The organism is Saccharothrix violaceirubra, assembly GCF_014203755.1.
Classification (GTDB): Bacteria; Actinomycetota; Actinomycetes; order Mycobacteriales; family Pseudonocardiaceae; genus Actinosynnema; species Actinosynnema violaceirubrum.
This window is the reverse complement of record NZ_JACHJS010000001.1, coordinates 6,052,951-6,076,326: the sequence shown is the minus strand read 5'-3', so window position 1 is coordinate 6,076,326 and position 23,376 is coordinate 6,052,951. Positions and strand designations below refer to the sequence as shown.

The window sequence follows — 23,376 nt, the reverse complement described above, 5'->3', positions numbered from 1 at the left end:
GGCTGCGTCCATGGCGCTACCGGAACTGCACAGGTTCACGCTCCCCAACGGACTGCGGGTCGTGCTCGCCCCTGATTCAAGCGCACCCGTCGTAGGCGTGAGCGTGCACTACGACGTGGGGTTCCGCTCCGAACCCGAAGGTCGTACGGGTTTCGCGCACCTCTTCGAACACCTGATGTTCCAGGGCAGCGAGAGCTTGGAGAAGCTGGCGCACTTCCGCCATGTGCAGTCCTCGGGCGGCACGTTCAACGGCTCGACGCACCCCGACTACACCGACTACTACCAGGTGCTGCCCAGCGCGGCCCTCGAGCGCGCGCTGTTCCTCGAGGCGGACCGCATGCGCGCGCCCAAGATCACGGAGGAGAACCTCCGCAACCAGATCGACGTGGTGAAGGAGGAGATCCGCCTCAACGTGCTCAACCGGCCCTACGGCGGGTTCCCCTGGATCCTGCTGCCGCCGGTGCTGTTCACGACGTTCCCCAACGCGCACAACGGGTACGGCGACTTCGTGGACCTGGAGAACGCGACCGTCGACGACTGCGCGGCGTTCTTCGACGCCTACTACGCGCCGGGCAACGCGGTGCTGACGGTCGCCGGCGACCTCGACGTCGAGCGCACCAAGTCGCTGGTGGACAAGCACTTCGGCGACGTGCCCGCGCGGCCCGTGCCGGCGCGTCCGTCCTTCGCGGAGGACGCGCCGAAGGGTGAGCGGCGGGCCGAGCACACGGACAAGCTCGCGCCCATGCCCGCGCTCGCCCTGGGGTACCGCATCCCCGATCCGGTGACGGAGGTGGAGGGGTACCTGGCGTACCTGGTGCTCGCGGGCGTGCTGACCGACGGCGACGGGTCGCGGTTGCAGCAGCGCCTGGTGCACGGCGACGCGATCGTGGTGGACGTCGGCGCGGGCTGCGGTCTGTTCGGTCCGCTGGAGGCGCGCGACCCGGACACGTTCAGCGTCACCGCGATCCACCCGCCGGACGTGCCGGTCGAGCGCGTGATCGCGGCCGTCGACGAGGAGCTGCTCAAGCTCGCCGAGCACGGTCCGACCGAGCGCGAACTGGCCAAGGTGACCGCCCGCTGGGTGTCCACGATGCACCGCGAGCACGACCGGCTCACCAGCCGCACGCTCGGCCTCGGCTCGGCCGAGCTGCTGTTCGGCCGCGCGGAACTGCTCTACGAGCTGCCCGAGAAGCTGGCCGCCGTCACCGCCGACGCGGTGGCCGCCGCGGCCAAGGCACTGCGCGCCGACGCGCGTGCCGTCCTGATCGTCAAGCCCGCCGACGGAGGTACCGAGTGAACGCCGTGACGACCCATCGGAGCGCCGAGGAGATCGGACGCACGGAGGTCGGCCCGCGTCCGCTCCCCGAGCTGGGCGAGCAGCGGGCCGCCGCCGATCTGTCCAGTGTGGACACGGTGCTGGACAACGGGTTGCGGGTGATCGCGGTGCGCCGCTCGTCGGTGCCCGTGGTCGAGCTGCGGCTGCGCATCCCGTTCGCCGACCCGGCCGACACCAGCGTCGGCTCGGCGCACGCCGCGCGGGCCGAGGTGCTGGCGAACACCGTGCTGACCGGCACGGCCACGCGCACCCGCGTGGACATCGACACCGAGCTGGCCCTGGTCGGCGGCGAGCTGGACGCGGTCGTCGACCCGGAGCGGCTGGCGTTGTCCGGCAACGCTTTGGTGTCCGGTTTCGACACGCTGCTCGACGTGTTGCGGGACGTGCTCACCGGCGCCACCCACCCGGCCGACGAGGTCGAACGCGAACGCGCCCGGCTCGTCGAGCGCATCAGGCTGGCCCGGTCGCAGCCCAACGTGATCGCGCGCGAGGCTTTGCAGCGGCACCTGTACGGCGACCACCCGTACGCCAAGGAGATGCCCGAGGCGGACGAGGTCGAGGTCGTCACCCGGGACGAGGTCGTGGCGCTGCACGCGGCGGCCGTGCTGCCGCGCGGGTCGGTGCTGGTCGTCGTCGGCGACGTCGAACCGGCGGACGCGGTGCGCGCGGTCGACGGCGCGCTCGGGTCGTGGACCGGCGAGGGCGAGGCCGTGGCGCTGCGCCCGCTGCCGGCGGTCGAGGGCGGCGACGTGGCGTTCGTGCACCGGGCCGGTGCCGTGCAGTCGCAGATCCGGCTGGCCGGTCGCGGCCTGGACCGCACGGATCCGCGCTACTCGGCGTTGCAGATCGCGAACCTGATCTTCGGCGGGTTCTTCTCGTCCCGGCTGGTCGAGAACATCCGCGAGGACAAGGGCTACACCTACAGCGCGCGGTCGCACCCGGAGTTCACGCCCGGCGGCGCCGCGCTGATGATCGACGCGGACACCGCGAGCGAGGTCACGGCGGCGGCGCTGCTGGAGACCCGCTACGAGTTGGGCCGGCTGAGCCTGGTCTCGCCGACCGAGGCCGAGGTGGACACGGCCCGTCGGTACGCGATCGGGTCGCTGCTGACGGCGACGTCGTCGCAGGGCGGGCTGGCGTCGTTCCTGGTGAACCTCGCCGGGCTGGGCCTGGGCATCGAGTGGTTCACCGGGCACCCGGAGCGGCTCGCGGGGGTGACCGTGGAGCAGGTCGCCGAGGTGGCGCTGGAGTTCTTCGCGCCCAGCGCGTTCACCGGCGTGGTGGTCGGCGACGCCGACGTGCTGGCGCCCCGGCTGCGCGCGCTCGGCGGCGTGGCGCTGTCGTGACGTTCGACCTGGTCGCGTCGCCGGCGCTGTCGCGGTTCACGGTCGACCGGTCCGAGCCGTTGCGCGGTGACGCGGAACGGCTCGCGCAGGGCTGGCCGAAGGCCCGGGTGATCGAGGTCGACGCGGGTGGGCGCACGCTCGTCGCGGACGGCGGGTCGCGGTTGGTGCACCGGGAGGCCACCGGGTACGGCGACGTGCCGCACGAGCACGCCGTGTTCCTGGGCGAGCAGGACGGCGTGGCGTACTGGGCCGTGCCGCGGGCCGACGACACGACCGAGGCCCTCGCGCCCGGCCGGGTGTGGGACCGGCCGGCGGCGGGTGCCGAGCCGACGTGGCTGGACCTGAGGTCGTGCGGCGCCCTGCTCGACGACATGGGCGCGGGCCTGTTCACGACCGCCGTGGCGTTGTTCCACTGGCACCGCACCGCGCGGTTCTGCGCGCGGTGCGGTGCCGGGTCGGACGCGGTGAAGTCGGGCTGGGCCCGGATCTGCGGCGCGTGCGGGCACGAGGAGTACCCGCGCACGGACTCGGCCGTGATCTGCCTGGTGCACGACGGCGCGGACCGCGTGCTGCTGGCCCGCGGCGAGGGCTGGCCGGCCGGGCGGTACTCGGTGCTGGCCGGGTTCGTCGAGGCCGGGGAGTCCCTGGAGGCGTGCGTCGCCCGGGAGATCCTCGAGGAGGTCGGCGTCGCCGTGCGCGACGTGCGCTACCTGGGCAGTCAGCCGTGGCCGTTCCCCCGGTCGTTGATGATCGGGTTCGAGGCGGTGGCCGACCCGGACGAGCCGTTGCGGCCGGCGGTCGGCGAGATCGCGCAGGCCAAGTGGGTCACGCGCGCGGATGTGCGGCAGGCGTTCGAGCGGCCGGGCAGCGTGCCCGACCTGCTGCTGGCACCGGGCGCGTCGATCGCGTACCGGATGATCCAGTCCTGGGCGTTCGCCTAGAGATCACTCCAGTCGCGGGCGGCGACGAAGTCGGCGTAGCGGTGCCACGTGACCTCCGGGAGCGTGGTCCGCAGCGCGGGGATGTCGACCTCCAGGCCGACCTCGGAGAAGTAGCGGAACATCGTGGCGACGTCGGTGGAGAAGCGTTCCACCTCCGCGATGGGCGTGCGGTGGTGCCGGATCGGCCTGCCGAGTGCCTCGGTGAGCACGGCGGCCATCTGCTCGGGCGTGAGGGTCTCGCCGGCCAGGTCGATCCGCTTGCCCGCGAAGCGGGCCGGCTGTTCGAGGGCCAGGACGGCGACCTGCGCGATGTCCTTGACGTCGATCAGGAACAGCGGGACGTCGCCGGGCATGGGGATGCCGACGTAGCCCTCGCGTAGGCCTTGAAGGGTCCAGTCGTCGAACTTGTCCTGGATGAACGCGGCCGGGCCGATGACCGTGTGGTCGCGCAGGCGGTCCTCGATCGGGCGTTTGCTCTCGAAGTGCGGGATGCCGGTGTCGCGGTCGGCGTTGCAGGCGGACGTGAAGACGATGTGCTCGACGTGCTTCGCCGCGTCGAGCAGCGCCAGGCCCTGGCGGGTCTCGGTGGCGAGGTCGGTGCCGAACGGCGTGGTGACGGCGAAGAGCCGGTCGACGCCGCGCAGGGCCTCGGCCAGCGAGCGGTCGTCGTCGAAGTCGCCGGGCACGACCTCGGCGCCCAGTGTCCGGAGTTCCGTCGCCCTGGGGGAGTCCGGCGTGCGGGTGAGGGCGCGGACGCGGTGGCCGCGGTCGAGCAGGAGGCGGGCGACGGCGCCGCCCTGGGTACCGGTCGCGCCGGTGACCAATGTGAGTTCCATGAGCAAAGGTTGACTGTGGAAATGTTCCGCTGTCAAGTTGGTTTGGTAGGGTGGTGACGTGTTCGAGGCGAGTGATGCGCTGCTGGCGTGGCTGTACGCGCAGCAGGGCGTGGATGCCGTGAAGGCGGCCATGGGCGCCCGCATGGAGGAGATCGGGTGCTCGCTGGTCGAGCACGAGGCGCTGTACCGCATCGACCGGAGTGGACGGTTGCCCATGTCCGGCCTGTCGGAGCTGTTGGCCGTGACGCCGTCGGGGGTGACGCGGCTGATCGAGCGACTCGTGGGCCGGGGGTGGGTGGTCCGCGTCCAACTGCCGGAGAACCGGCGGGTCGTCTACGCGGAACTCACCCCGTCGGGGCGGGCGTTCCTCAAGTCGACCACGGGGCCCGCCTACCGGGCCGCCGTCGCCGAGGAGTTCACGGCCGCGCTGACGGACCGGGACGTGGCGGACCTCAGGCGGATCGGCCGCAAGCTCCTCGAGGCGCACGACCGTTGGGACACCGAACGCTTCGCCACGTAGGGATCAAGGGTCGACCCGGTCCAGGGCGGCGCCGTCCCAGGTGGTCTTCGTGCACGCCACGCCCCGCCCCGACTTGGGGCGGAGGATGTCGTAGATGTGCATGCGCGGGATCCGGTCCGAGACGCCCCAGCCGCTGGGCCACGTGATCAGCCAGTCCATGTCCAGGTCGACGAGCAGCCCCAGCATCCTGGCGATCGTGGGGTCGTCCAGCCGTTCGAACGCCTCGTCCAGCAGCACCAGCCGCAACGGGGACGCCTCCTCGCCCACGGCGTCGTAGAACGACGCCGCCGCCGCGAACAGGGTCACGTACGAGATCAGCCGCGTCTCACCCGACGACAGCTGGCGCAGGCGGCGTTCGCGGGGCTTGCCGTCGGGCCCGGTGTCGGCGACGGTCACGGTGAACTGGTGCCAGGTGCGGTAGTCCAGGGCGCTGGACAGGATGTCGGCGTAGTCGCCCGCGTGCCGGTCGCGTTCGGCCTCGATCCGCTCGGTGAAGACGCGGCGCAGCGTGGCGTCCTGGTCCTGGTCCCGGCCCGCGTACGGGGTCCGCACCAGGGCCAGGCCCTCGCGCGTGGCGTCGTCCAGTTTCGCGGACGGCTTCCACGCCAGCTTCACGTGCACGCCCTGGCTCGACTTCGCCCGGCCCAGGATCTCGTTCATCCGGGCGCACAGGTCCTCCGCCACGGCGATCTGCCCGCGCAGCCACTCGGCCAGGTCGCGGATCAGGTAGTCGGCGAAGATCCGCTGGTACTGCTCGTCCAGGAAACCCCGTTGCCGCGCCAGCAGCGTCGTCACCCGCTGCGCCGCGACGGCCACCGGCCGGTGCCCTTCCTCGCCGGTCACGGTCACGGTGAGCAGGTCCGCGTGCCGACCCGTCCCGATCTCGTGCGTGCCGGCCAGCGTCGACTGGAGTTCCTGGAGCTTGGCGAGCACCTTCGGCTCGTCGGCGGCGCGGCGTCCGGTCTTCAACGCCTCGCGGACGGCGGCCGGGTCCGCCTCGACGTCGGGCAGGGCCGCGATCAGCACGCCCGGCGCGTGGATCGTGTCGGTGAAGTGGGCCGCCGCCCGGTCCCGGTCCGCGCGGGCCGCGGCCAGGCGCCGGTCGGTGTTCTCCACGCTCTCGCTGAGCCGGCCGACCTGCGCGGCCGTGGTCACGCCGCGTTTGCGTTCGGTCTCCAGGGCCGCACGCAGTTCGCGGCGCCTGGTGTCCAGCTTGGCGAGCTGGTCGTTGATCTCCTGGGCCTCGCCGCCCACCGCCTCGACCAGTTCGGCGACGGTGGCCGCCGACGACGCGTAGTCCGCGCACCGACGGTCGGCCGTCGCCTCCGCCTCCGCACGGTCGGCCACGGCCACCCGGTGGCGTTCGGCCGCCTCGGCCAGGTCGCCGATCGCCGTGGCGCAACGGTGCCGGAGCAGGTCCGCCAGGCGGTCCGCGTCGGCGGCCACGCCGGTCGCCCGGTGCCCGGCCTGGCGCAGGGACTCGGCGCCGGCCGGCAGCCCGGCGTCGCCCGCGTCGCGCTCCAGGTCGGCCCGGGTCGCTTCGGCGTGCGCCCTGAGGGTGCGGGCCTTGGCCCGGGCGTCCGCCGCCCGGCGTTCCCGGTCGGCGGCGGCGCGGCGTGCCGAGTCGGCCAACGCGTGGCCCGCGGCCAGGTCGCGGTCGGCCGGGAAGCGGTCCAGGTGCCGCTCCCAGGCCACGACCGCGGCACGGGCCGCGGCGTCGTCCCGCTCGGCGGCACCCAGGTCGAGCCGGAGCTGTCCGAGCGTGGCCTCCAGTTCGGCGATCCGGCGTTCGCGGGCCGATTCGCGGGCACCCGCGCCCAGGAACTCGGCCGCGTCCTTGCGCCACGCGCCGGTCAGCACGCCCGCGCTCCACCGGCCGGACGTGGACACCGCGGTCGTGCCGGAGTCGATCGACACCGACGCGAGCAGCGCGGCGACCACGGCCTCGTCGACCGGCGACCCCGGCTCGACGGCCGGGACGAGCAGCGCGGCCAGCGAGGACTCCACCGGCGGGCCGGGCACGGCGAGCACGTCGCAGGCATGGTCGGGCGTGCCGGTCACCCACGCGTCGAGCAGCCCGCACGCCTCCAACGCCGCCTCGACGCCGGCCCGGTCGGACTCGGCGACCTCGGGCCGGAAGTCGACCAGCCGGTAGAAGGGCGCTCCCGACGACGGGTCGCGGTCCGCCGACATGAACCGGGTCCGTTCGGGGGTCCGTTCCGTGCCCGAGCGCAGCGCGGCCAGGTCGGCGTCCGCCGCGTCCACGGCCGCGCGCAGGTCGGCGCAGCGGGCCGCACAGGCGTGGGCCTCCGCGCCGGCCTTGGCCGTGAACGGCCTGGCGCGGTCGCGTGCGCCGGCGGTCACCGTCCGGGCCGCGTCCAGGTCGACGGCGTCGGGCACCGCCGCGTCGAGGACCTCCGGGCCGGTGGTCAGCCAGGTGCCGACAGCGGTCGACCAGGCGCGACCGGCCTCGACGTAGTCCTCCTGCGCCCGGTCGCGCTCGGCGGCGGCGTCCACGGCCGCGTCCTGGGCCTCCGACGCCGACCGTTCGGCGCTCGAAGCCCGGCGGTCGTCCTCGTCCACCCGACCCGCACGCTCGCCGAGCGCGGTCGCCAACGCCGCGTGCCCGCGTGCCGCCGCGGCGATCCCGGCCACCCGCTCGCCCGGACCGGCCAGGTCCGGCACGTCGACCTCGGGCGGCACCGACCGCCGCACGGTCAGGGGTGGCGCGCCCGCGTCCGGCTTGGCCCGCACCTCCTCCTCGCGCACCGAGAAGTCCACAGTGGACAGTACGGGGACGGTGACGGGCGTCGGGTCCAGTCCGATCCGGACCAGTTCCTCGCCCAGCGACACGGCCGAGCCGTGCGCGGATGTCAGGTCGTCGGCCAACCGGCCGAGCGCCCGCGCCACGCCGTCGACCGCGACGTCCTCGGCGCCGCGCTGCCGGTTCGCCGCCTCCAGCGCCGCGACGGCCGACGACCGCTTCTCCGCGACCAGGCGCTCGTGCGTGCGCAGGTCTTGGAGCCGGGTGAACGCGGGCAACTGCTTCAAGGCGTCCGCGGACTCCTCGGCCTGGCGCTCCTCGGCCTCCAGCCGTTCCTGTTCACGCTCTGCCGACGCCGCTTCGGCTTCCTTGTGCGCCAACGAGTTCCGCTGGTCGCGTGCCGCCTTTTCCAGGTCGCGCACGGCCGCCTCGGCCGCGTCCGAGCGGTCCGCCGCAGTGCGCAGACCGCCGAACGCATAGGACGAGTAAGTCTCCAGGAACGTGCTCAACGCCGTGTCCGCCGACGACAGTCGGGCGATGTTCTCCCGGATCGACTCCAGGTCGTCGAACGACGTCGCCAGCCGCTCCACCAACGCCGGGTCCAGCGGTGGCAGCGCGTCGGACAGGATCTGCTCCAACTGGCCTTCCAGCACCTTCAGTCCGACGTCCGGGTTGCGCAGCGTGCGCTGGAGGTGCAGCAGGTCGCCGTACCGCGCGACCGGCACGCCGTAGACCACCTCGGCGACCTTCTCCCGGAACGCGGCCTCGTCCAGCACGCGGTCCGCGCCGAGCAGGTCGCGCAGCTGGGCCGGTCCGAGCGGGGTCTGCTCGGCGACCAGGAAGAAGTCGTGGCCGATCCGTTCGGACGTGACGAACCGCCACGAGTCCGTGATCGCCTGCGAGGTCTTGGACGCCTTCACGCCGATGCCGCAGGTCAGGTACTCGTCTGTGCCGCGCGTGAGTTCCACCCACGCGTAGCCGATGCGGTTCGTCGAGGCGCCGCCGTGGTCGTCGAGCATCAGCCTGCGCACGCTGACCGTGTCGAAACCCTTCGACCCGACCTGGCGCAGGTCGCCGTCCAGGCACAGCGGCAGCAGCAGTTCCAGCGTGCGCGACTTGCCCGAGCCGTTCGTGCCCTGGAAGATCGCGCGTCCGCCGGAGAAGTCGAACACCTGCTCGCCGTACTGCCAGATGTTGACGATGCCGCCGCGGTGCAGCCGCCACCTGTTCACACGTTCTCCTCGTCGAACAGCGACCAGTGCGGTTCCTCGGGAACCGGCCGCTCCGCTTCGGGTCCGGGCACGCCGTCGGGCTCCGGCAGCCACCGGTGCGCGACCGGGTTGAGCGACACGCCGTCGGGGCCGACGACCGCGACCCCGACGCGCCGCAACAGCTCCATGACCTCGTCGGCCAGCTCGTCCAGGTCCGCCACGACCTTGCGCGACCACGCGGTCGGGTGGTCGCGCACCAACCCGGCGCACACCTCCACGAGCCGCGTGCGGTCGACCGGGTGGCGACCGTCCGGCCCGCCGTCGCCTTCGAGCAGGCACGGCAACGCCAGCAACGCCATCCGCGCGACCGTGGACGTGCCCGGGAAGGCCAGGTCGCTCAGGTACTCCTCGGGGTCGGCCGCCAGCACGCCCTCGACCCGGCACTCCGTGTACAGGCCGAATTCCGCCTCCAGCAGGGCGGACTCCGGACGTTGGTGCTCACGCAGCCACGCCGACGCCTCGGCCGGCAGGTCGGCGTGCAGCACGACCGGGTCCTCCACCAGTCGGCGGCGCACCGCGTGCTCGACCCCGCGCGGACCCGGCCGGGCCGCCAGTTCCACGAGCCCGTCCGCGCTCTCCGCGTCCGCCACCGGACCCGTGACGAGCTGCCCGAGCAGGTCCGTGTCGACCGTGATCAACGCCTCCGCGCCCACCTCGACCGAGCCCTCGGTCTCCTTGAGCACGCCGAGGGACACCAGGTGCCGCAACGCCGCCGTGAGCGCACGCCGGTCCGCGATGTCGTCCACCACCCCGACACCCGCCTCGGCCGCCGCCGCCCGGATGTCGGCGACCAACCGCGACAGCAGCGCCTGCCGGCCGATCCCGGTCAGCACGGCCAACGTCACCGCCAGGTACGCGTACCCGCGCGGCGACAGGCCCGCGACGCCGCGCGTCCCGTCGTGGCCGGGACCCGCCTTGTGCAGCCGGGCGAAGCGGCGTTCCACCACCAGCCGGTAGCCCAGGTGCCGGGCGAAGAGTTCGGTCAACGCCACGCGGTGCCGGTACACCAGGGAGAGCAGTTCGCCCTCGGGGCCGTCCGCGCGCAGCAACGGCCGGCGCAGGAGCGTGCGGGCGCAGCGCACGACGTCGCGCGCGTCGAGATCGGGAAGTCCGTCCACGTCAGTCCAGCGTCACCGTCGAGTCGTGCAGGGTCAGCGTCCCGCCCGCCGAGCGGACCTTCGTGTGGACGCCCGGCGAATGCGCCACGGTCACGCGCAGGCCGCGCACCGGGTCGACCGCGTGCCCGGCGTCGCGGTCGCTGTCGCGCTGGGCCATCGCCAACGTGAGCAGCTCGCACAGCACGCCCAGAGCACCGGGCGAGAGCGTGTCCCGCGCCAGCGCCGCCGACCGCAGCTCGGCGACCGACGCGGCCCGCCGGCCGTCCGCCTCACGGGCCTGCGCCAGCAGCGACTGCTCGGTCATCGGGTCGTCCAGGATGCGCGCCGGCCGGCCCCGCGCACCCCGGTCGCCCCGGCCGCGCACGCTCACCGACACCTCCTGGACCGGGCCGTCGCTCCACCGCGTGCGCTCGTTGTCGCTGTCGTGCTCGGGCGCCGGCGACAGGTGCCGGGCCGGGTACAGGCCGAACGCCGCCGCGTACAGGGCGTGCGCCCCGTCCGGCGTCGCCTCGTCGAACCAGCGGGCCAGCTTGAGCAGCTCGGCCCGGCGACCGGGCAGCAGCGCGCCGCCCGAGGTCGCCCGCTTCACGCCCGCGAGCAGCGACCCGATGGCCCGTGCGGTCGCCTCCCGCAACGCCGTGACCTGGCTCGGTCGACCCGGCCGGTCCACGAACCAGTCGGTCAGCTCGCGCCAGTCGGCGGCCGACCGGCCGCGGGCCCGCTCGACCCGGCCGTCCAGCCCGGCCGTGCCGAGCACGCGCAGCAGCTCGGACCGCGCGGCGGCCAGTCCGGCCAACGCGCGGGCGATCGCGGGCGTGTGCCGCAGCACGTCCTCCACGACCATCCCGATGTACTCGACCAGCAGGTCGCGGAACCCGGAGATCTCGTCCGGCGCCAGGTGGTGGCGGGTGACGACCTGGCCCAGGTAGGCGTAGAAGTCGCGGACCGTGGCGGCCAGCTCGGCGTGCTGGAGGAACAGGGTCGTGACCTGCTCGGCCACGAGTTCGCGCGGCCGTCGCGAACCGTCGACCAGCGCGGCCGACAGGGACTCGCCGAGCACGCCGAGACCGCGTTCGACGGCGGGCAGCAGCTCGCGCGACACCTCGCGGGCGCCCTCGGGCACGCGCAGCAGCTCGTCCACGTCCCGCTGCACGCGCACGGCCAGCTTGTGCACCTGGTAGCGCACGCTGCCGTGCTGGAACTCGGCGATGCTCGACGCCACCACCTCGCGCCGGCCCTGCACCAGGTTGCCCCAGTCGACCAGCTGCCGCAGGCGGTTGATCACGTTCTCGATCCGCGACTCGCCCGGCTCGACCCCGCCCCGGCGCTCCACGCCCGCGAGCGCGCCGGCGACCTCGCCCGCCGACAGGTCGGCCAGCAGCGTGGACGTGAACAGCCGCATGATCGCCAGGTACGTGCGCTGGTGCTCGCGCGCGTCCAGGTAGGCGTAGAGCTTCAGGCGGGCCGGTTCCACGGTGGGCCACCCTAGTGCCGACCACCGACAGTCGCGGGCTACCGTGCGGACGTGAGCGTGGGGCGTGCCGTCGGGTTGCTGTTGGGTGTCGCCGCCGACGCGGCGTTCGGCGATCCCCGGAGGTTCCACCCGGTCGCCGGGTTCGGCCGGGTCGCGTCGGCTGTGGAACGCAAGATCCACCGTGACGACCGGGCCGTCGGTGCCGTGTACACGGCGGTGCTGGTCGGCGGCACGGTGCTGGTCGGCGTCGCGGCCGAACGGCTGGGTCGGCGGCACCCGCTGCTGCGCGTGGCGACCACGGCCGCCGCGACGTGGGTCGTGCTCGGCGGCGCGTCGTTGGCCGAGGAGGGCACGGCGATGGGCCGCGAACTCGACGGCGGCGACCTGGCCGCCGCCCGCGACCGGCTGCCCCACCTGTGCGGGCGCGAACCGTCGAAGCTGGACACGATGGGGATCGCCAAGGCCACGGTCGAGTCCGTCGCCGAGAACACCTCGGACGCCGTCGTCGCCCCGCTGTTCTGGGGTGCGGTCGCGGGCGTGCCCGGTCTGCTCGGCTACCGCGCGGTCAACACGCTGGACGCCATGGTCGGCCACCGCAACGCCCGGTACCGCCGGTTCGGCTGGGCCTCCGCCCGGCTCGACGACGTGGCCAACCTGCTGCCGTCGCGGCTGGCCGCGCTGCTCACGGTCGTGGGCGCGCCGGTCGTCGGCGGCTCGGCGGGCGAGGCGTTGACCACGTGGCGGCGGGACGCCTCCGCGCACCCCAGTCCCAACGCGGGCCAGGTCGAGGCGGCGTTCGCGGGTGCGCTGGAGATCAGGCTCGGCGGGCGGACGGTCTACGCGCACGGCGCCGAGGACCGGCCCGTGCTCGGCCACGGCCGCAACCCCGACGCCGGGCACGTGACCCGTGCGGTGGAGTTGTCCCGGGTGGTCGGTGCGTCGGCGGCGGTGGTCGGTGCGGTGTTGGCGTTCGTGCGTCCGCGGCGGCGACGGGCTTCTGGTTGAGGCGGGACCCGTGCGGCAGAGCACATTTCGTGGTGTCCGAACGCACATTTCGCGGTGTCCGAACGCATGACTCGCGCGGTTGAGGCTGTCCTGGACGGTCAGTGCGGTGCGGGGGTACGCGCGGCCTCGGCCTCGTCCTCGGCGAGCAGTTCGGCGACGGACTTCCGCCTGGGGCGGGGTTCGCTGAGCGCACCGCCCGGCTTGATCTCGCGGATCGTGAAGTACAGCCACCCGCCGATGGCCATCGTGCCGAACGCGATCCACTGGAGCGCGTACGAGTAGAACGGCCCGGCGTCCAGCTTCGGCAGCGGCAGCGACTCCTCGACGCCCGGCGCGGCGTCGGCCAGTTGGAAGTAGCCCGGCCGCAGGTCCAGCCCGGCGGCCCGGCCGACCACGGCCGGGTTGATCGCGTAGACCTGCCGGTAGCCGTCCTGGTCGAACGCGTCGCGGTCGTCGGTCTCGCCCGCGCGCACCCACGCGGTGAGCGTGACCTGCCCGTCGGGCACGGCCTTGAGCGTCGGCACGCGCATGCCGTTCACCGGCCGTACGTAACCCCGGTCGACCAGCACGACCGGCCCGTCCACCAGGGCGAACGGGGTCAGGACCTCGAACGCGGCCTCGCCCTGCACGGTCCGCAGCCGGGCGACGGCCTGCCCCTCGGGCAGGTAGCGGCCGGTCATCGTGACCCGGTGCCACTCGACCTCGGCGGGTGGCCGGTCCAGGACCGTCGCGATCGGGACGGGGTCGGTGCGCACGGACGAGGTGACGGCGTCGTTCTGCGTCCGGCGCTCGTCGTCGCGGCCGAACTGCCAGGGGGAGAGCAGGGTGAAGCAGACCGCCGCGAACACCCAGACCGCCAGCGTCAACGCGAGCCATCCGGGGCGCAAGAGGAACTTCAACCGCACACCGACCACGGTAAGCCCTGGTCCGATGTGACCCGCACCCGGCCACGGGTCGACGGGGTGATCGCGGACCGTCCGGCCGCGCCCGGACGGAGGGTCCGCGATCACAGGTGGTTCCCGGCTGGCCGCCATCGGCTCGTGACCGCCGGGCGGACTCTCGGCTCCGGCGGTCGCGGCCGGTTCGGGACCGCGGCCGGTCGGACCGGCTCCGGTCAGGTCGGTTTCGGCCGGTGGTCCGGGCGAGCGGCCTGGCCGTGATCACCGGACAACCGCACTACAGGCGTTCGCGCACCCAGGCCAACAGGCCCGGCACCGCGGCCTCCACCATGTCCACCACGTCCTCGAACCCCTGGTGGTCGCCGTAGTACGGGTCGGGTACGTCCACGCCGTCGGCATCCGGGTCGAACGACCGCAGCAGCCGCACCCGGTCCGGGTCGTCGACCATCCTCCGCAACGCCCGCGCGTGCCCCGAATCCAGCGCGACCAGCAGGTCGGCGTCGAGGTGCGCCCGGTCCACCCGTGCGGCCGTGTGCCCGGTGGGGTAGCCGCGGTCGGCCAACGACCGGGCGGCGCGGTGGTCGGCCGGGTCGCCGACGTGCCACCCGTCCGTACCCGCGCTGTCCACCCGGACGAGGTCGGCCAAGCCGGCCCGGCGCAGGTGCTCGCGGAATATGATCGCGGCCACGGGAGAGCGGCAGATGTTGCCTGTGCAGATGAATGCGACGTCGGGCACGGTTCGCGATTTTGCCAGGTGGGGAGTGTCATGACGGGCGTGTGGTTGGCGATCGCGGCGGTCTGCGCGGTCGCCGGGCTGTCGCTGGTGCGGGTCACGCGGCCGGCGGCGGGTGCCTTCGCCGAGATCGGCGCCGCCTCGCCCAGCGTCGAACTGCGCCCCGACCCGAACGCCGGGTTCTCCGTCGAGCGCGGGTTCGCCTTCCGCGACCGGGTGTTCTTCCTCGGCACGGGCTGCCCGCCGCTGGTCGTCTCCGGCTACGCCGACCTGGACGAACGCCGCAAGACGGAACCCGTGCTGGTCGCCCGCCAGGGCCGCCGCGCCTGGTGGTGGTTCGAGGACGGCTTCCACACCGAGGCCGTCGGCCACCGGGCCGCCGACATCGCCGCGCTGGTCCGCGAGCAGGAGGACCGGGAACGCCGCCGCGAGGACCGCATCGACCTGCTGCACGCCGTGGACGAGAACCTGCGCCGCCGCGACGGGAAGCCCGGACCCGACCCCCTAGACTCCGGGCGATGACCAGCACCGATCCGGCCGACCGCGCGCTGCTGCGCCACCACGGCGACGTCGACGCCGCGCCCGGACTGGTCGACTTCGCGGTCAACGTCCGCCTGCCCCGCCCGCCCGCGTGGCTGCGCGACCGGCTCGCCGCCGCGTTGGACGACCTGGGCCGCTACCCGACGTCGACCGCCGCCGCCCGCGAGGCCGTCGCCGCCCGCCACGGCCGCCGGCCCGACGAGGTGCTCGTGCTCAACGGCGCCGCCGAGGGCTTCGCGCTGCTGCCGGTGTTGCGGCCACGCCTCGCGGCGGTCGTGCACCCGTCGTTCACCGAGCCCGAGGTGGCGTTGCGCGACGCGGACGTGCCCGTGCACCGCGTGCACCTGTCCGCCGCCGACGGCTACCGGCTGCGGCCCGACGCGGTGCCCGACGAGGCCGACCTCGTGGTGCTGGGCAACCCGACCAACCCGACGTCCGTGCTGCACCCCCGCGAGGTGGTCGCCGCGCTGGCGAGGCCCGGACGGGTGCTGGTGGTCGACGAGGCGTTCGCGGACACGGTGCCGGGCGAGCCGGAGTCGCTGGCGGGTGCCGACCTGCCCGGCCTGCTGGTGCTGCGCAGCCTGACCAAGACGTGGGGGCTGGCCGGACTGCGCGCCGGGTACGCCCTCGGCGCGACCGACCTGCTGGCCCGGCTCGACCTGCACCGTCCACAGTGGCCGGTCGGTGCCCTCGTGCTGGAGGCCGTCGAGGCGTGCTGCGCGCCGGCGGCCGTCGCCGAGGCGGTCCGGTGGGCGGCCGAGTCCGTCGCGCACACGCGGGCGGCGTACGAGGCGCTGGGGGAGTTCGCCGTCGTCGAACCGTGCGCGCCGTTCGTGCTGCTGCGCGTGCCGCACGGGGAACGGGTGCGGATCTCCTTGCGGGACAAGGGGATCGCCGTGCGGCGTGGCGACACGTTCCCCGGCCTGACCGCCGATCACCTGCGGGTCGCCGTGCGCGGACCCGCCGAGAACGCCCTGTTCGTCGACGCGCTGCGAGTCGTGCTGGAGGAACTGTGACCACGATCGGCGACGTCCTCGCCGTGCTGGAGTCGGCCTACCCGCCGGGCACCGCCGAGTCCTGGGACGCGGTCGGGCTGGTGTGCGGCGACCGCGCGGAACCCGTGCGCCGCGTGCTGTTCTGCGTCGACCCGGTCGAATCCACTGTGGACGAAGCGGTGGAGGTGGGCGCCGAACTGCTCGTGGCGCACCACCCGTTGCTGCTGCGCGGGGTCAAGGGCGTGCCCGCCGACGACCCCAAGGGCGCCCTCGTGCACCGGCTCATCCGGTCCGGGATCGCGCTGTACACCGCGCACACCAACGCCGACGCCGCGCACGACGGCGTGTCCGACGCGCTCGCGTCGGCCCTCGGCCTGACCGTGACCGGCCCGCTGACCCCCGCGCCCGAACCCGAACGCGACGTGCTCACCACCTACGTGCCGGTCGAGCACGCCCGGCAGGTGCTGGCCGCCCTGCACGCGGCGGGTGCGGGCGGCGCGGGCGACTACCGCGAGACCGCGTGGACCGTCGACGGCACCGGGCAGTTCCGGCCGGTCGGCGGCGCGAACCCGACCATCGGCACGGTCGGCGAGCTGGAGTACGTGCGCGAGACCCGCATCGAGACCGTGCTCGACCGGCGGTCCCGCGCCCGCGTCGTGGCCGCCCTGCGCGCGGCCCACCCGTACGAGGAGGTCGCGTTCGACCTCAACGAGATCCCCGGACTGCCCGGCACCACGGGCATCGGCCGCGTCGGCGAACTGCCCTCGGCCGAGCCGCTGGCCGTGTTCGCCCAGCGGGTCGCCGACGCCCTGCCCGCGACGGCGTGGGGCGTGCGCGCGGCCGGCGACCCGGCGCGGCCCGTGAAGCGCGTGGCGGTGTGCGGCGGCGCGGGCGACGGTTACCTCGGCGCGGCGACGCGTGCGGGCGTGGACGCGTACGTCACGTCCGACCTGCGCCACCACCCGGTGTCCGAGCACCTCGCGGCGGGTGGACCGGCCCTGGTCGACGTCGCGCACTGGGCCGGGGAGTGGCCGTGGTGCGCGCGGGCGGCCGACATCGTGTCGACCGGCCTCGGCGGTACGGTCGACGTCCTCGTCTCCGCACGCCGGACCGACCCGTGGACCGTCGGCGCGACGAACCGAACTGGAGGACCGCTGAAGTGAAAGCCGATCCCGCCGTGCAGCGCAAGCTGCTCGACCTCGCGCAGGTCGACACCGAGCTGGCGCGCGTGACGCACCGCCGCCGCACGCTGCCCGAACTCGCGGAGATCGCCGAGGCGGAGAAGCTGGTCCGGGCCAAGCAGGACGCGCTGACCCTCGTCGAGACCACCGCGGGCGACCTCGGCCGCGAGGTCAAGCGCCAGGAGACCGAGATCGACCAGGTCCGGGCACGCGAGGAACGCGACCGCAAGCTCCTCCAGGGCGGCACGGTCGGCGCCAAGCAGCTCACCGACCTCGAACACGAGCTGGCCACGCTCGGCCGCCGGCGTTCGGCGCTCGAGGACGACCTGCTCGAACTGATGGAACGCCGCGAGGCGGTCGACGCGGACGCGCAGCACGCCCGCGTGCAGTTGGACAAGGCGCAGGAGGCGCTGTCGGACGCGACCCGCCGCCGGGACAGCGCGTTGGCGGACCTGGAGTCCACCGAGGCCAAGCGCACGGCGGAACGCAAGATCGTGGCCGGGGTGTTCCCCGAGCCGCTGCTGGCCCTCTACGACCGGGTGCGTGAGCACAAGGGCGTGGGTGCCGCGGTGTTCCAGACCCGCAGTTGCGGCGCGTGCCGGATCGAGCTGGACCGCAGCGCGCTGAGCGCGTTGAAGGACGCGCCCGCCGACGAGGTCGTGCGGTGCGAGGAGTGCGGCGCGATCCTGGTGCGCCTGGGCGACCGGTGAAGGTCGTCGTCGAGGCCGACGGCGGCTCGCGCGGCAACCCGGGACCGGCGGGCTACGGCGCGCTGGTCCGGGATGCCGCGTCCGGTGCGGTGCTCGCCGAGCGGTACGCCGGGATCGGCGTGGCGACCAACAACGTCGCCGAGTACCAGGGTCTGATCGCGGGTCTGCGCGCGGCGGCCGACCTCGGCGCGGACGACGTCCTGGTGCGGATGGACTCCAAGCTCGTGGTCGAGCAGATGTCCGGTCGCTGGCAGGTGAAGCACCCGGCGATGAAGCCGTTGGCGGCGCAGGCCCGCGAAGTGGCACGGGCGTTCGCGACCGTGGCCTACGAGTGGATTCCGCGGGCCCGCAACGGGGACGCGGACGAGCTGGCCAACCGGGCGATGGACGAGCAGGCCGGGATCGAGCCGTCCGGTGCGGCGACCGGGACCGCCGCGCACGTCACCGCGCCACCGGCCGTGTGGTCGGGCGCCGTCGGCGAGCCGACCCGGCTGTACCTGGTGCGCCACGGGCAGACCGCGTTGTCCGTCGAACGCCGCTACTCCGGGCGGGGCAACCCCGCGCTCACCGACGTCGGCCGGCGGCAGGCGGCGGCGGTCGGCCGGCGGGTGACCTCGGCCGTGCTCCCCGCGGTGGTGCTCTCGTCCCCGCTGGACCGCGCGCTGACCACCGCCCGCGCGATCTCGGCGGACGTGGTGGTCGACGAGGACCTGGTCGAGGTCGACTTCGGCACGTGGGAAGGTCTCACGTTCGCCGAGGCCGCCGACCGTGACCCGGACCTGCACCGGCGCTGGCTGGGCGACTCGTCCGTGCCCGCACCCGGCGGCGAGAGTTTCGACGAGGTGCTCGTGCGGGTCGGCCGGCTGCTCGACCGCGTGCTCGACCGGTGGGCCGGCCGGGACGTGGTGCTGGTCAGCCACGTCAGCCCCATCAAGCAGCTGCTGCGCCTCGGGCTGGATGTCGGTCCGACGCTGCTCTACCGGCTGCACCTGGACCTGGCGTCGGTGTCGGTCGTGGAGTTCTACCCGGACGGCTTCGCGTCGGTCCGGTCCGTGAACGACACGTCGCACCTGGTCTGAGCGGTCAGACGGCCGGGCGCAGGTGCATGCGGCGGCGCTTGTCGCGGGCCAGCTCGACGGACGTCACGAACCGGTCGACCGCCGTGCGCAGCGAGTCGGCGGCGGTCGGCGCGATCACGTCGCCCACGATGTCCTGGTCGAGCACGAACTCGCCGCGCAGCACGTTGTCCGCGCCCTTGCCCGCCAGCAGCGGGTTGAGCGCGTAGTCCATCGCCACCAGGAAGCCCTGGCTGCCGCCGGTCGCCAGGGGCAGGATCACCCGTCCCCGCAACGCCTTCTTGGGCAGCAGGTCGAGCAGGGCCTTCACCAGGCCGCTGTAGGCCGCGCGGTAGACGGGGCTGGCCACCACGATCCCGTCCGCGCGCAGCACGGCGGCGACCGCGTCGGCGATCTCGGGGTCCTGGAGGTCTTCGGTGAGCAGCGACAGCGTCGGCAACTGCCGCACGTCGAGCGTGGTCACCCCGTACCCCGCGGCCCGCAACAGGTCGTCGACGTGCGCGGCGACGATCCCGGTGCGCGACACCGGTGACGGGCTGCCGGAAATCGTCAGAATGGTGGACATGACGAACTGACACCTTCCTCGAAAAAGGTTCGGGGTGCGAGGTAAAAGTGGTCAGCGGGAACAGATCGCGGCGTCGGTCCGACCGAAGTCGACATAGCGCCGTCGGGTGAGAATCCCGATTCCTGCCATGGTTCGAGTAGAGCAGTCGCGTCCACATCACGACAAGGTTTCGCCCACCTGGTTCCACGTCCTGGGACGTGCCCGGCTATCCTGACGCCCGCGGACGAGTCGGCAGGGCGACCGCGTCGACGGATTCACCTCCGTCGCCGAGGAAAGTCCGGACTCCACAGGGCAGGGTGGTTGTCAACGGCAACCAGGGGCGACCCTCGGGACAGTGCCACAGAGAACAGACCGCCTCGGCTTTCGAGCCGGGGTAAGGGTGAAACGGTGGTGTAAGAGACCACCAGCACCCCTGGTGACAGGGGTGGCTAGGTAAACCCCACCCGGAGCAAGGCCAAGAGGGTGCCCCCGGGCACCTGCGCAGGCGTTCGAGGGCTGCCCGCCCGAGCCTGCGGGTAGGCCGCACGAGCCTGCCGGCGACGGCAGGCCGAGATGGATGGTCGCCGATCGGGACCGCCGCGAGGCGCCCGTGAACAGAATCCGGCTTACCAGCCGACTCGTCCGCCCCGCCTTCGGCTCGCCGAACACCACCCGAAGCCATCCCGCGTGGAATGGCGCACGTCACTTCGTGCGTGCGGACCCAATAGTCCGCCTATAAATCCAGTGCGGCGGGTCCGCGTTACACAAGTGGCGCCGTTCGAGTGGAGTCCACCCGGCCCGGTATCACCGCCGCACGCCGCCGAGTCCTCCTCGCGGACCGCGGGCACCCTGCGCCGCGGTCGGCAGAGGGAGGCAGGCATGTCGACCAGCAGACGAGCCGGAACCTGGCTCGCCGTCACGGGTCTCCTGGGCGCCACCGTGATCGGCGGTGCCCCCGGCGCCGCCGCGGCGGCCGAGTTGCCCGTCTACGCGGTGCGCTCCACCGGGCTCACCGCCGACCAGGCCACCGCGCTCCAGCGCGCGTTCGGCCTGAAGTCCGTGCACCGCGCCGAGGACGGCTCGGTGTCGTTCGCGGACGAGGCGACCTATCTCCGGGTCCCCGGTCTCGACGCGGGCACCGGCCAGGCCGACGAGGAGGGGCAGGCCACCACCGGCACGAAACTCGACCTCGACGCGATCAAGCGGCTGCGTGCGATCGGCGAGGCCGACGCGATCAAGAAGGCCGCCGAGACCCTGCGCGGCGTCGGCCTGCTGCCCGCCGGCGCCACGCCCACCGCGCGGCAGACCACCCTGGAAGTCGTGGACGCCGACGGGAAGGCGGTCGTGTCGGCGCCGCTGGACACCGCGGTGTCGTTCGCGCTCAGCGTCGACGGCGTGCCGCTCGAGGGCGCGGGCGCCAAGATCCGGATCGCGTTCGACGGCTCCGGCGCGGTCTCCGCGCTGACCTACAGCACGCGGGAACTGGTCAAGGTCGGCAGCGTGCCCGTGCTCGACCAGGCGGGCGCCCGCGAGCGGTGCCTCAAGGTCCTCGGTGCGGACACGCGGCTTTCCGGGGTGTCGTACGTGTACGACTCGCCCGCGCTGGACGAGAAGGTCGACCGGCTGGAGCCGTCCGTGCGGTGCCTGGCCGAGGTCGCCGACACGCCGTCCGCGCAGGCGGTCACCGTGCCCGCGAACCCGTCCGCGTCCCTGCCCCAGCCCGACCCGACCCCGCCGCCCCGCGAGGCGTCGTTCGGCACGGCGTCGATCCCGCGCGTGGACGTGGGCGACGAGGGTACGGGCTGGTGCGCGGGCCTGCCGCTGACCAACCTCAACAACAACCGGTTCGACGCGGAGTTCACCGGCCGGGGCATCCCGGTGCAGTTCAAGTGGCGCGACACCAACGCGTGGGAGCGGGACTTCAAGGACCCGGCCTTCCCGTACGGCTGGGACCAGCTCTACGTCGACGACGTGGACCTGACCTACTGGACCGGCCGCGGGTCGCCCACCGGGTTGTCGTTCGCCGGGTGCAGCGCGCAGAGCGACTCGTTCCTGGCCAACACCGAGGCCCGCTGGGGCAACCGGGACCTGGAGTGGCTGAGCCTGTACGCGCCGGGCGTGCTGCGGTCGACGTGGGCGGGCAAGAGCTGGGCCGCGCGGTGGGGCAAGGCGTTCCAGGGCCTGCACCAGATCAACGGCTTCGACAGCGGGGTCGTGCACACGTCCACGCACGGCCGCAAGTTCGGCAACTACCTGCTGCGGACGCCGTTCCTGTGGTGGAACAAGCCGTTGAAGGTGCGGGCCGCGTGGGCGCAGGCGTCGATCGACACCCAGCCGTCGTCGGTCGTGTGGTCGACCATGGGCCCGATCGGGTCGTCGTGGATCGCGAACTTCGACGACTACTTCTGGGGCAAGGGTCCGGTCGGCCCGGACACGCTGCCCACCGTCGGGTGGTGGCGGATCTCCGGCACGAGCTGACCGCGTGATCGTCGGGTCCCTTCCGCTCCCTGGGGGTGTGGAAGGGACCCGTTCACGTCCGGCGGGAGGGCCGGCCCGGCGGCATGCGGAAGACCGGGCGGAAGCCCTCGCCGCCGTTGAAGCGCCGCTCCAGCTCGGCCACGTACGCGGCGACGGCGGGGTTCACGATGTCCGCCAGGCTGCGCACGCCCGCGGTCGGTTCGTACGCCGCGAGGTAGGTCGCCGCGGCTCTGGCCCGGTCCAGGACGTCCTGGTCGAAGTTGACCGTCCGCTGCACCCGCCGCCCGCCGGCCGACGCCTCCCCGGTAGCCTGATCTTCGCCCGAAACGGTGACGGCGACGGTGATCTCGTTCACTGCGGAGACCGGCTCGGGCGCGGCTTCGGGCGACTGGGCCATCGTTCTGCACTCCTCGGCGAGTGGCTCCGGGGCGGACCGTTCGGAGCAGCCGTCCGGACCGAACGGGTCATCAGGGGCTGGCGATCGGACAGGGGGCGGACAGTTCAACACACGGTGCGTGACCGACCTTGTCGCAGTCGGGTGAACTGATCTGGCAATCGGGAGAATCCGGCGTCGCCGGTTCACCACCGGCTCACCTCGAACCATGATGTCCATGGCCAGATTAGACGTAATCTTGTTCGGGGGGAACGGCACTTGATCTACCGACCGCTCGCCGACCGATACAGCTTGTGACGGAGACGTGTTCTACTCGACAGCGCACCACCTGGACGGACCCCCCTCCGACCGCCCGGTGAAGTCCCGCGTACTCAGGAGTACGAGATGACCGCCTTGACCCTGGCAACGCTCGCCCAGCAGACGACTCCGGGCACAACAGGGGTGCGCCAGTGGATACTCGACAACCTCGTGCCGCTGCTGCTGCTCACCGTCGCGCTGCTCCTGCTCTGGCTCGGCGGCGGCAAGGGCGACAACGCCGGCGTCATGCGCCGGCTGGGCGGCGTGATCATCGCGCTGGCGATCATCGGATTGGCCGTGACCACGAACGCGGGTGCCAACATCGGCTCGTGGATCGCCGGCCTGTTCACCGGCGGGTGACCCCTTGCGGGTGCGCACCGACGACGAGGTCTACCGGGTCGACGCCGTGTGGCTCGGCCCGCCGAAGGCGACTTTCCCCTGGCGTGCGCGCTATGTCGCGTGGGGTGTCGGCATCGCGGTGTTCCTGCTGGTCATGACCGTCGAACGGCAGATGGGCATCGGATTCGGCTTCTTCAGCACGGCCTGGGCGTTCGTCGCGACCCTCATCCTCACCCGGTTCATCTGCGCGCGCATCAGCCACGAGCGCCCGCTGTCCGCCGTGCTGACGATGTGGGGGCGGGAACTGACCGCGCCGCGCGAGGTCACCTCCGGCCGGGGCGGCGCGTCCAGTGCCGCCCGGCTGCGCGTCACCGCCGAACGCCCGCGCAGACAACCCAAGCAGCAGAGGAAAAAGGGGGCGAAACGCGCCGCGAGCGCCACCCGAGCACAGACCCCCAGGCAGTCAGACCGCCGTAAGAAGGAGGTTCGCGGTGTTCGGACGCCGGCGAGACCGTGACCGTCGGTCCGCAGCGCACGTCGCCCAGCACGCCGCCGCCGCGAGCAACGACCGCAGCGCCT

21 protein-coding genes and 1 other RNA gene are annotated in these 23,376 nt (G+C 73.4%); 14 read left to right on the top strand and 8 right to left on the bottom strand.

Annotation, left to right across the window (positions count from 1 at the left end):
* Positions 1-10 precede the first annotated feature (10 nt).
* The 3 genes from F4559_RS27905 to nudC are packed head-to-tail and all read left to right on the top strand — an operon-like array spanning position 11 to position 3,623.
* The gene (locus tag F4559_RS27905; protein ID WP_184673704.1) at positions 11-1,297 is read left to right on the top strand and encodes a M16 family metallopeptidase; all 1,287 of its coding nucleotides are present in this window, start codon (positions 11-13) and stop codon (positions 1,295-1,297) included.
* On the top strand, positions 1,294-2,682 hold the full coding sequence (locus F4559_RS27900; protein ID WP_184673702.1) for a M16 family metallopeptidase: 1,389 nt from the start codon (positions 1,294-1,296) through the stop codon (positions 2,680-2,682). Before F4559_RS27905 ends, F4559_RS27900 begins: the two co-directional genes overlap by 4 nt.
* Positions 2,679-3,623, top strand: coding sequence for an NAD(+) diphosphatase (nudC, locus tag F4559_RS27895; RefSeq protein WP_184673700.1), 945 nt, complete (start codon positions 2,679-2,681; stop codon positions 3,621-3,623). The genes F4559_RS27900 and nudC overlap by 4 nt, the downstream gene beginning before the upstream one ends.
* Here nudC and F4559_RS27890 read toward each other — a convergent pair.
* Positions 3,620-4,459, bottom strand: a complete 840-nt coding sequence (locus F4559_RS27890; RefSeq protein WP_184673698.1) for an NmrA/HSCARG family protein — start codon at positions 4,457-4,459, stop codon at positions 3,620-3,622. The genes nudC and F4559_RS27890 overlap by 4 nt on opposite strands.
* A gap of 58 nt (positions 4,460-4,517) precedes the next feature.
* Between F4559_RS27890 and F4559_RS27885 the strand changes: the two genes are divergently transcribed.
* Positions 4,518-4,979, top strand: a complete 462-nt coding sequence (locus F4559_RS27885) for a MarR family winged helix-turn-helix transcriptional regulator (RefSeq protein WP_184673695.1) — start codon at positions 4,518-4,520, stop codon at positions 4,977-4,979.
* Positions 4,980-4,982: 3 nt separating this feature from the next.
* On the opposite strand, the gene F4559_RS27880 is transcribed toward F4559_RS27885, so the two are convergent.
* Genes F4559_RS27880 through F4559_RS27870 form a run of 3 tightly spaced genes read right to left on the bottom strand, consistent with a single transcriptional unit; the run spans position 4,983 to position 11,606 of the window.
* Positions 4,983-8,975 (bottom strand): TIGR02680 family protein, encoded by a 3,993-nt coding sequence (locus F4559_RS27880; RefSeq protein ID WP_184673693.1) that lies wholly within the window; start codon positions 8,973-8,975, stop codon positions 4,983-4,985.
* A complete protein-coding gene (locus tag F4559_RS27875; protein ID WP_184673691.1) occupies positions 8,972-10,132 on the bottom strand; it encodes a TIGR02678 family protein in 1,161 nt (386 codons plus the stop codon). Before F4559_RS27875 ends, F4559_RS27880 begins: the two co-directional genes overlap by 4 nt.
* 1 nt (position 10,133) lies before the next feature.
* Positions 10,134-11,606 (bottom strand): DUF2397 domain-containing protein, encoded by a 1,473-nt coding sequence (locus F4559_RS27870; RefSeq protein WP_184673689.1) that lies wholly within the window; start codon positions 11,604-11,606, stop codon positions 10,134-10,136.
* Between the two features lie 51 nt (positions 11,607-11,657).
* On the opposite strand from F4559_RS27870, the gene F4559_RS27865 reads away from it, so the two are divergent.
* A complete protein-coding gene (locus tag F4559_RS27865; RefSeq protein ID WP_184673687.1) occupies positions 11,658-12,611 on the top strand; it encodes a cobalamin biosynthesis protein in 954 nt (317 codons plus the stop codon).
* Positions 12,612-12,709: 98 nt separating this feature from the next.
* On the opposite strand, the gene F4559_RS27860 is transcribed toward F4559_RS27865, so the two are convergent.
* Together F4559_RS27860 and F4559_RS27855 are read right to left on the bottom strand one after the other, a co-directional pair.
* Positions 12,710-13,516, bottom strand: a complete 807-nt coding sequence (locus F4559_RS27860) for an SURF1 family cytochrome oxidase biogenesis protein (RefSeq protein WP_184673685.1) — start codon at positions 13,514-13,516, stop codon at positions 12,710-12,712.
* Positions 13,517-13,787: 271 nt separating this feature from the next.
* Positions 13,788-14,246, bottom strand: coding sequence for a low molecular weight protein-tyrosine-phosphatase (locus F4559_RS27855; RefSeq protein WP_184673683.1), 459 nt, complete (start codon positions 14,244-14,246; stop codon positions 13,788-13,790).
* Between the two features lie 30 nt (positions 14,247-14,276).
* On the opposite strand from F4559_RS27855, the gene F4559_RS27850 reads away from it, so the two are divergent.
* From F4559_RS27850 to F4559_RS27830, 5 genes are read left to right on the top strand one after another with little or no spacing between them, the layout of a single operon-like run.
* Positions 14,277-14,765 carry a hypothetical protein gene (locus tag F4559_RS27850; protein ID WP_184673681.1) on the top strand — a complete coding sequence of 163 codons (489 nt, stop codon included), beginning with the start codon at positions 14,277-14,279 and terminating at the stop codon, positions 14,763-14,765.
* Positions 14,762-15,799 carry an Rv2231c family histidinol phosphate aminotransferase CobC gene (gene cobC, locus F4559_RS27845; RefSeq protein ID WP_184673679.1) on the top strand — a complete coding sequence of 346 codons (1,038 nt, stop codon included), beginning with the start codon at positions 14,762-14,764 and terminating at the stop codon, positions 15,797-15,799. The genes F4559_RS27850 and cobC overlap by 4 nt, the downstream gene beginning before the upstream one ends.
* Entirely contained in the window at positions 15,796-16,941 is a 1,146-nt protein-coding gene (locus F4559_RS27840; protein ID WP_184673677.1) for a Nif3-like dinuclear metal center hexameric protein, read from the top strand. Before cobC ends, F4559_RS27840 begins: the two co-directional genes overlap by 4 nt.
* The gene (locus F4559_RS27835; protein ID WP_184673666.1) at positions 16,938-17,669 is read left to right on the top strand and encodes a zinc ribbon domain-containing protein; all 732 of its coding nucleotides are present in this window, start codon (positions 16,938-16,940) and stop codon (positions 17,667-17,669) included. Before F4559_RS27840 ends, F4559_RS27835 begins: the two co-directional genes overlap by 4 nt.
* Entirely contained in the window at positions 17,666-18,748 is a 1,083-nt protein-coding gene (locus F4559_RS27830; protein ID WP_184673665.1) for a bifunctional RNase H/acid phosphatase, read from the top strand. The genes F4559_RS27835 and F4559_RS27830 overlap by 4 nt, the downstream gene beginning before the upstream one ends.
* Before the next feature lie 4 nt (positions 18,749-18,752).
* Here F4559_RS27830 and ssuE read toward each other — a convergent pair whose 3' ends face one another.
* Positions 18,753-19,310, bottom strand: coding sequence for an NADPH-dependent FMN reductase (gene ssuE, locus F4559_RS27825; RefSeq protein ID WP_184673662.1), 558 nt, complete (start codon positions 19,308-19,310; stop codon positions 18,753-18,755).
* Positions 19,311-19,534: 224 nt separating this feature from the next.
* Here ssuE and rnpB point away from each other — a divergent pair.
* An RNA gene (gene rnpB, locus F4559_RS27820) (RNase P RNA component class A) lies at positions 19,535-19,934 on the top strand.
* Positions 19,935-20,168: 234 nt separating this feature from the next.
* The gene (locus F4559_RS27815) at positions 20,169-21,767 is read left to right on the top strand and encodes a DUF6345 domain-containing protein (RefSeq protein ID WP_184673653.1); all 1,599 of its coding nucleotides are present in this window, start codon (positions 20,169-20,171) and stop codon (positions 21,765-21,767) included.
* A gap of 52 nt (positions 21,768-21,819) precedes the next feature.
* Here F4559_RS27815 and F4559_RS27810 read toward each other — a convergent pair whose 3' ends face one another.
* On the bottom strand, positions 21,820-22,164 hold the full coding sequence (locus F4559_RS27810; RefSeq protein ID WP_184673651.1) for a ParB family protein: 345 nt from the start codon (positions 22,162-22,164) through the stop codon (positions 21,820-21,822).
* 381 nt (positions 22,165-22,545) lie between these two features.
* Between F4559_RS27810 and F4559_RS27805 the strand changes: the two genes are divergently transcribed.
* Positions 22,546-22,818: a hypothetical protein gene (locus F4559_RS27805; RefSeq protein WP_184673649.1), complete on the top strand. Its 273-nt coding sequence runs from the start codon at positions 22,546-22,548 to the stop codon at positions 22,816-22,818.
* Between the two features lie 4 nt (positions 22,819-22,822).
* A complete protein-coding gene (locus F4559_RS27800; protein ID WP_184673646.1) occupies positions 22,823-23,314 on the top strand; it encodes a hypothetical protein in 492 nt (163 codons plus the stop codon).
* Positions 23,315-23,376 lie beyond the last annotated feature (62 nt).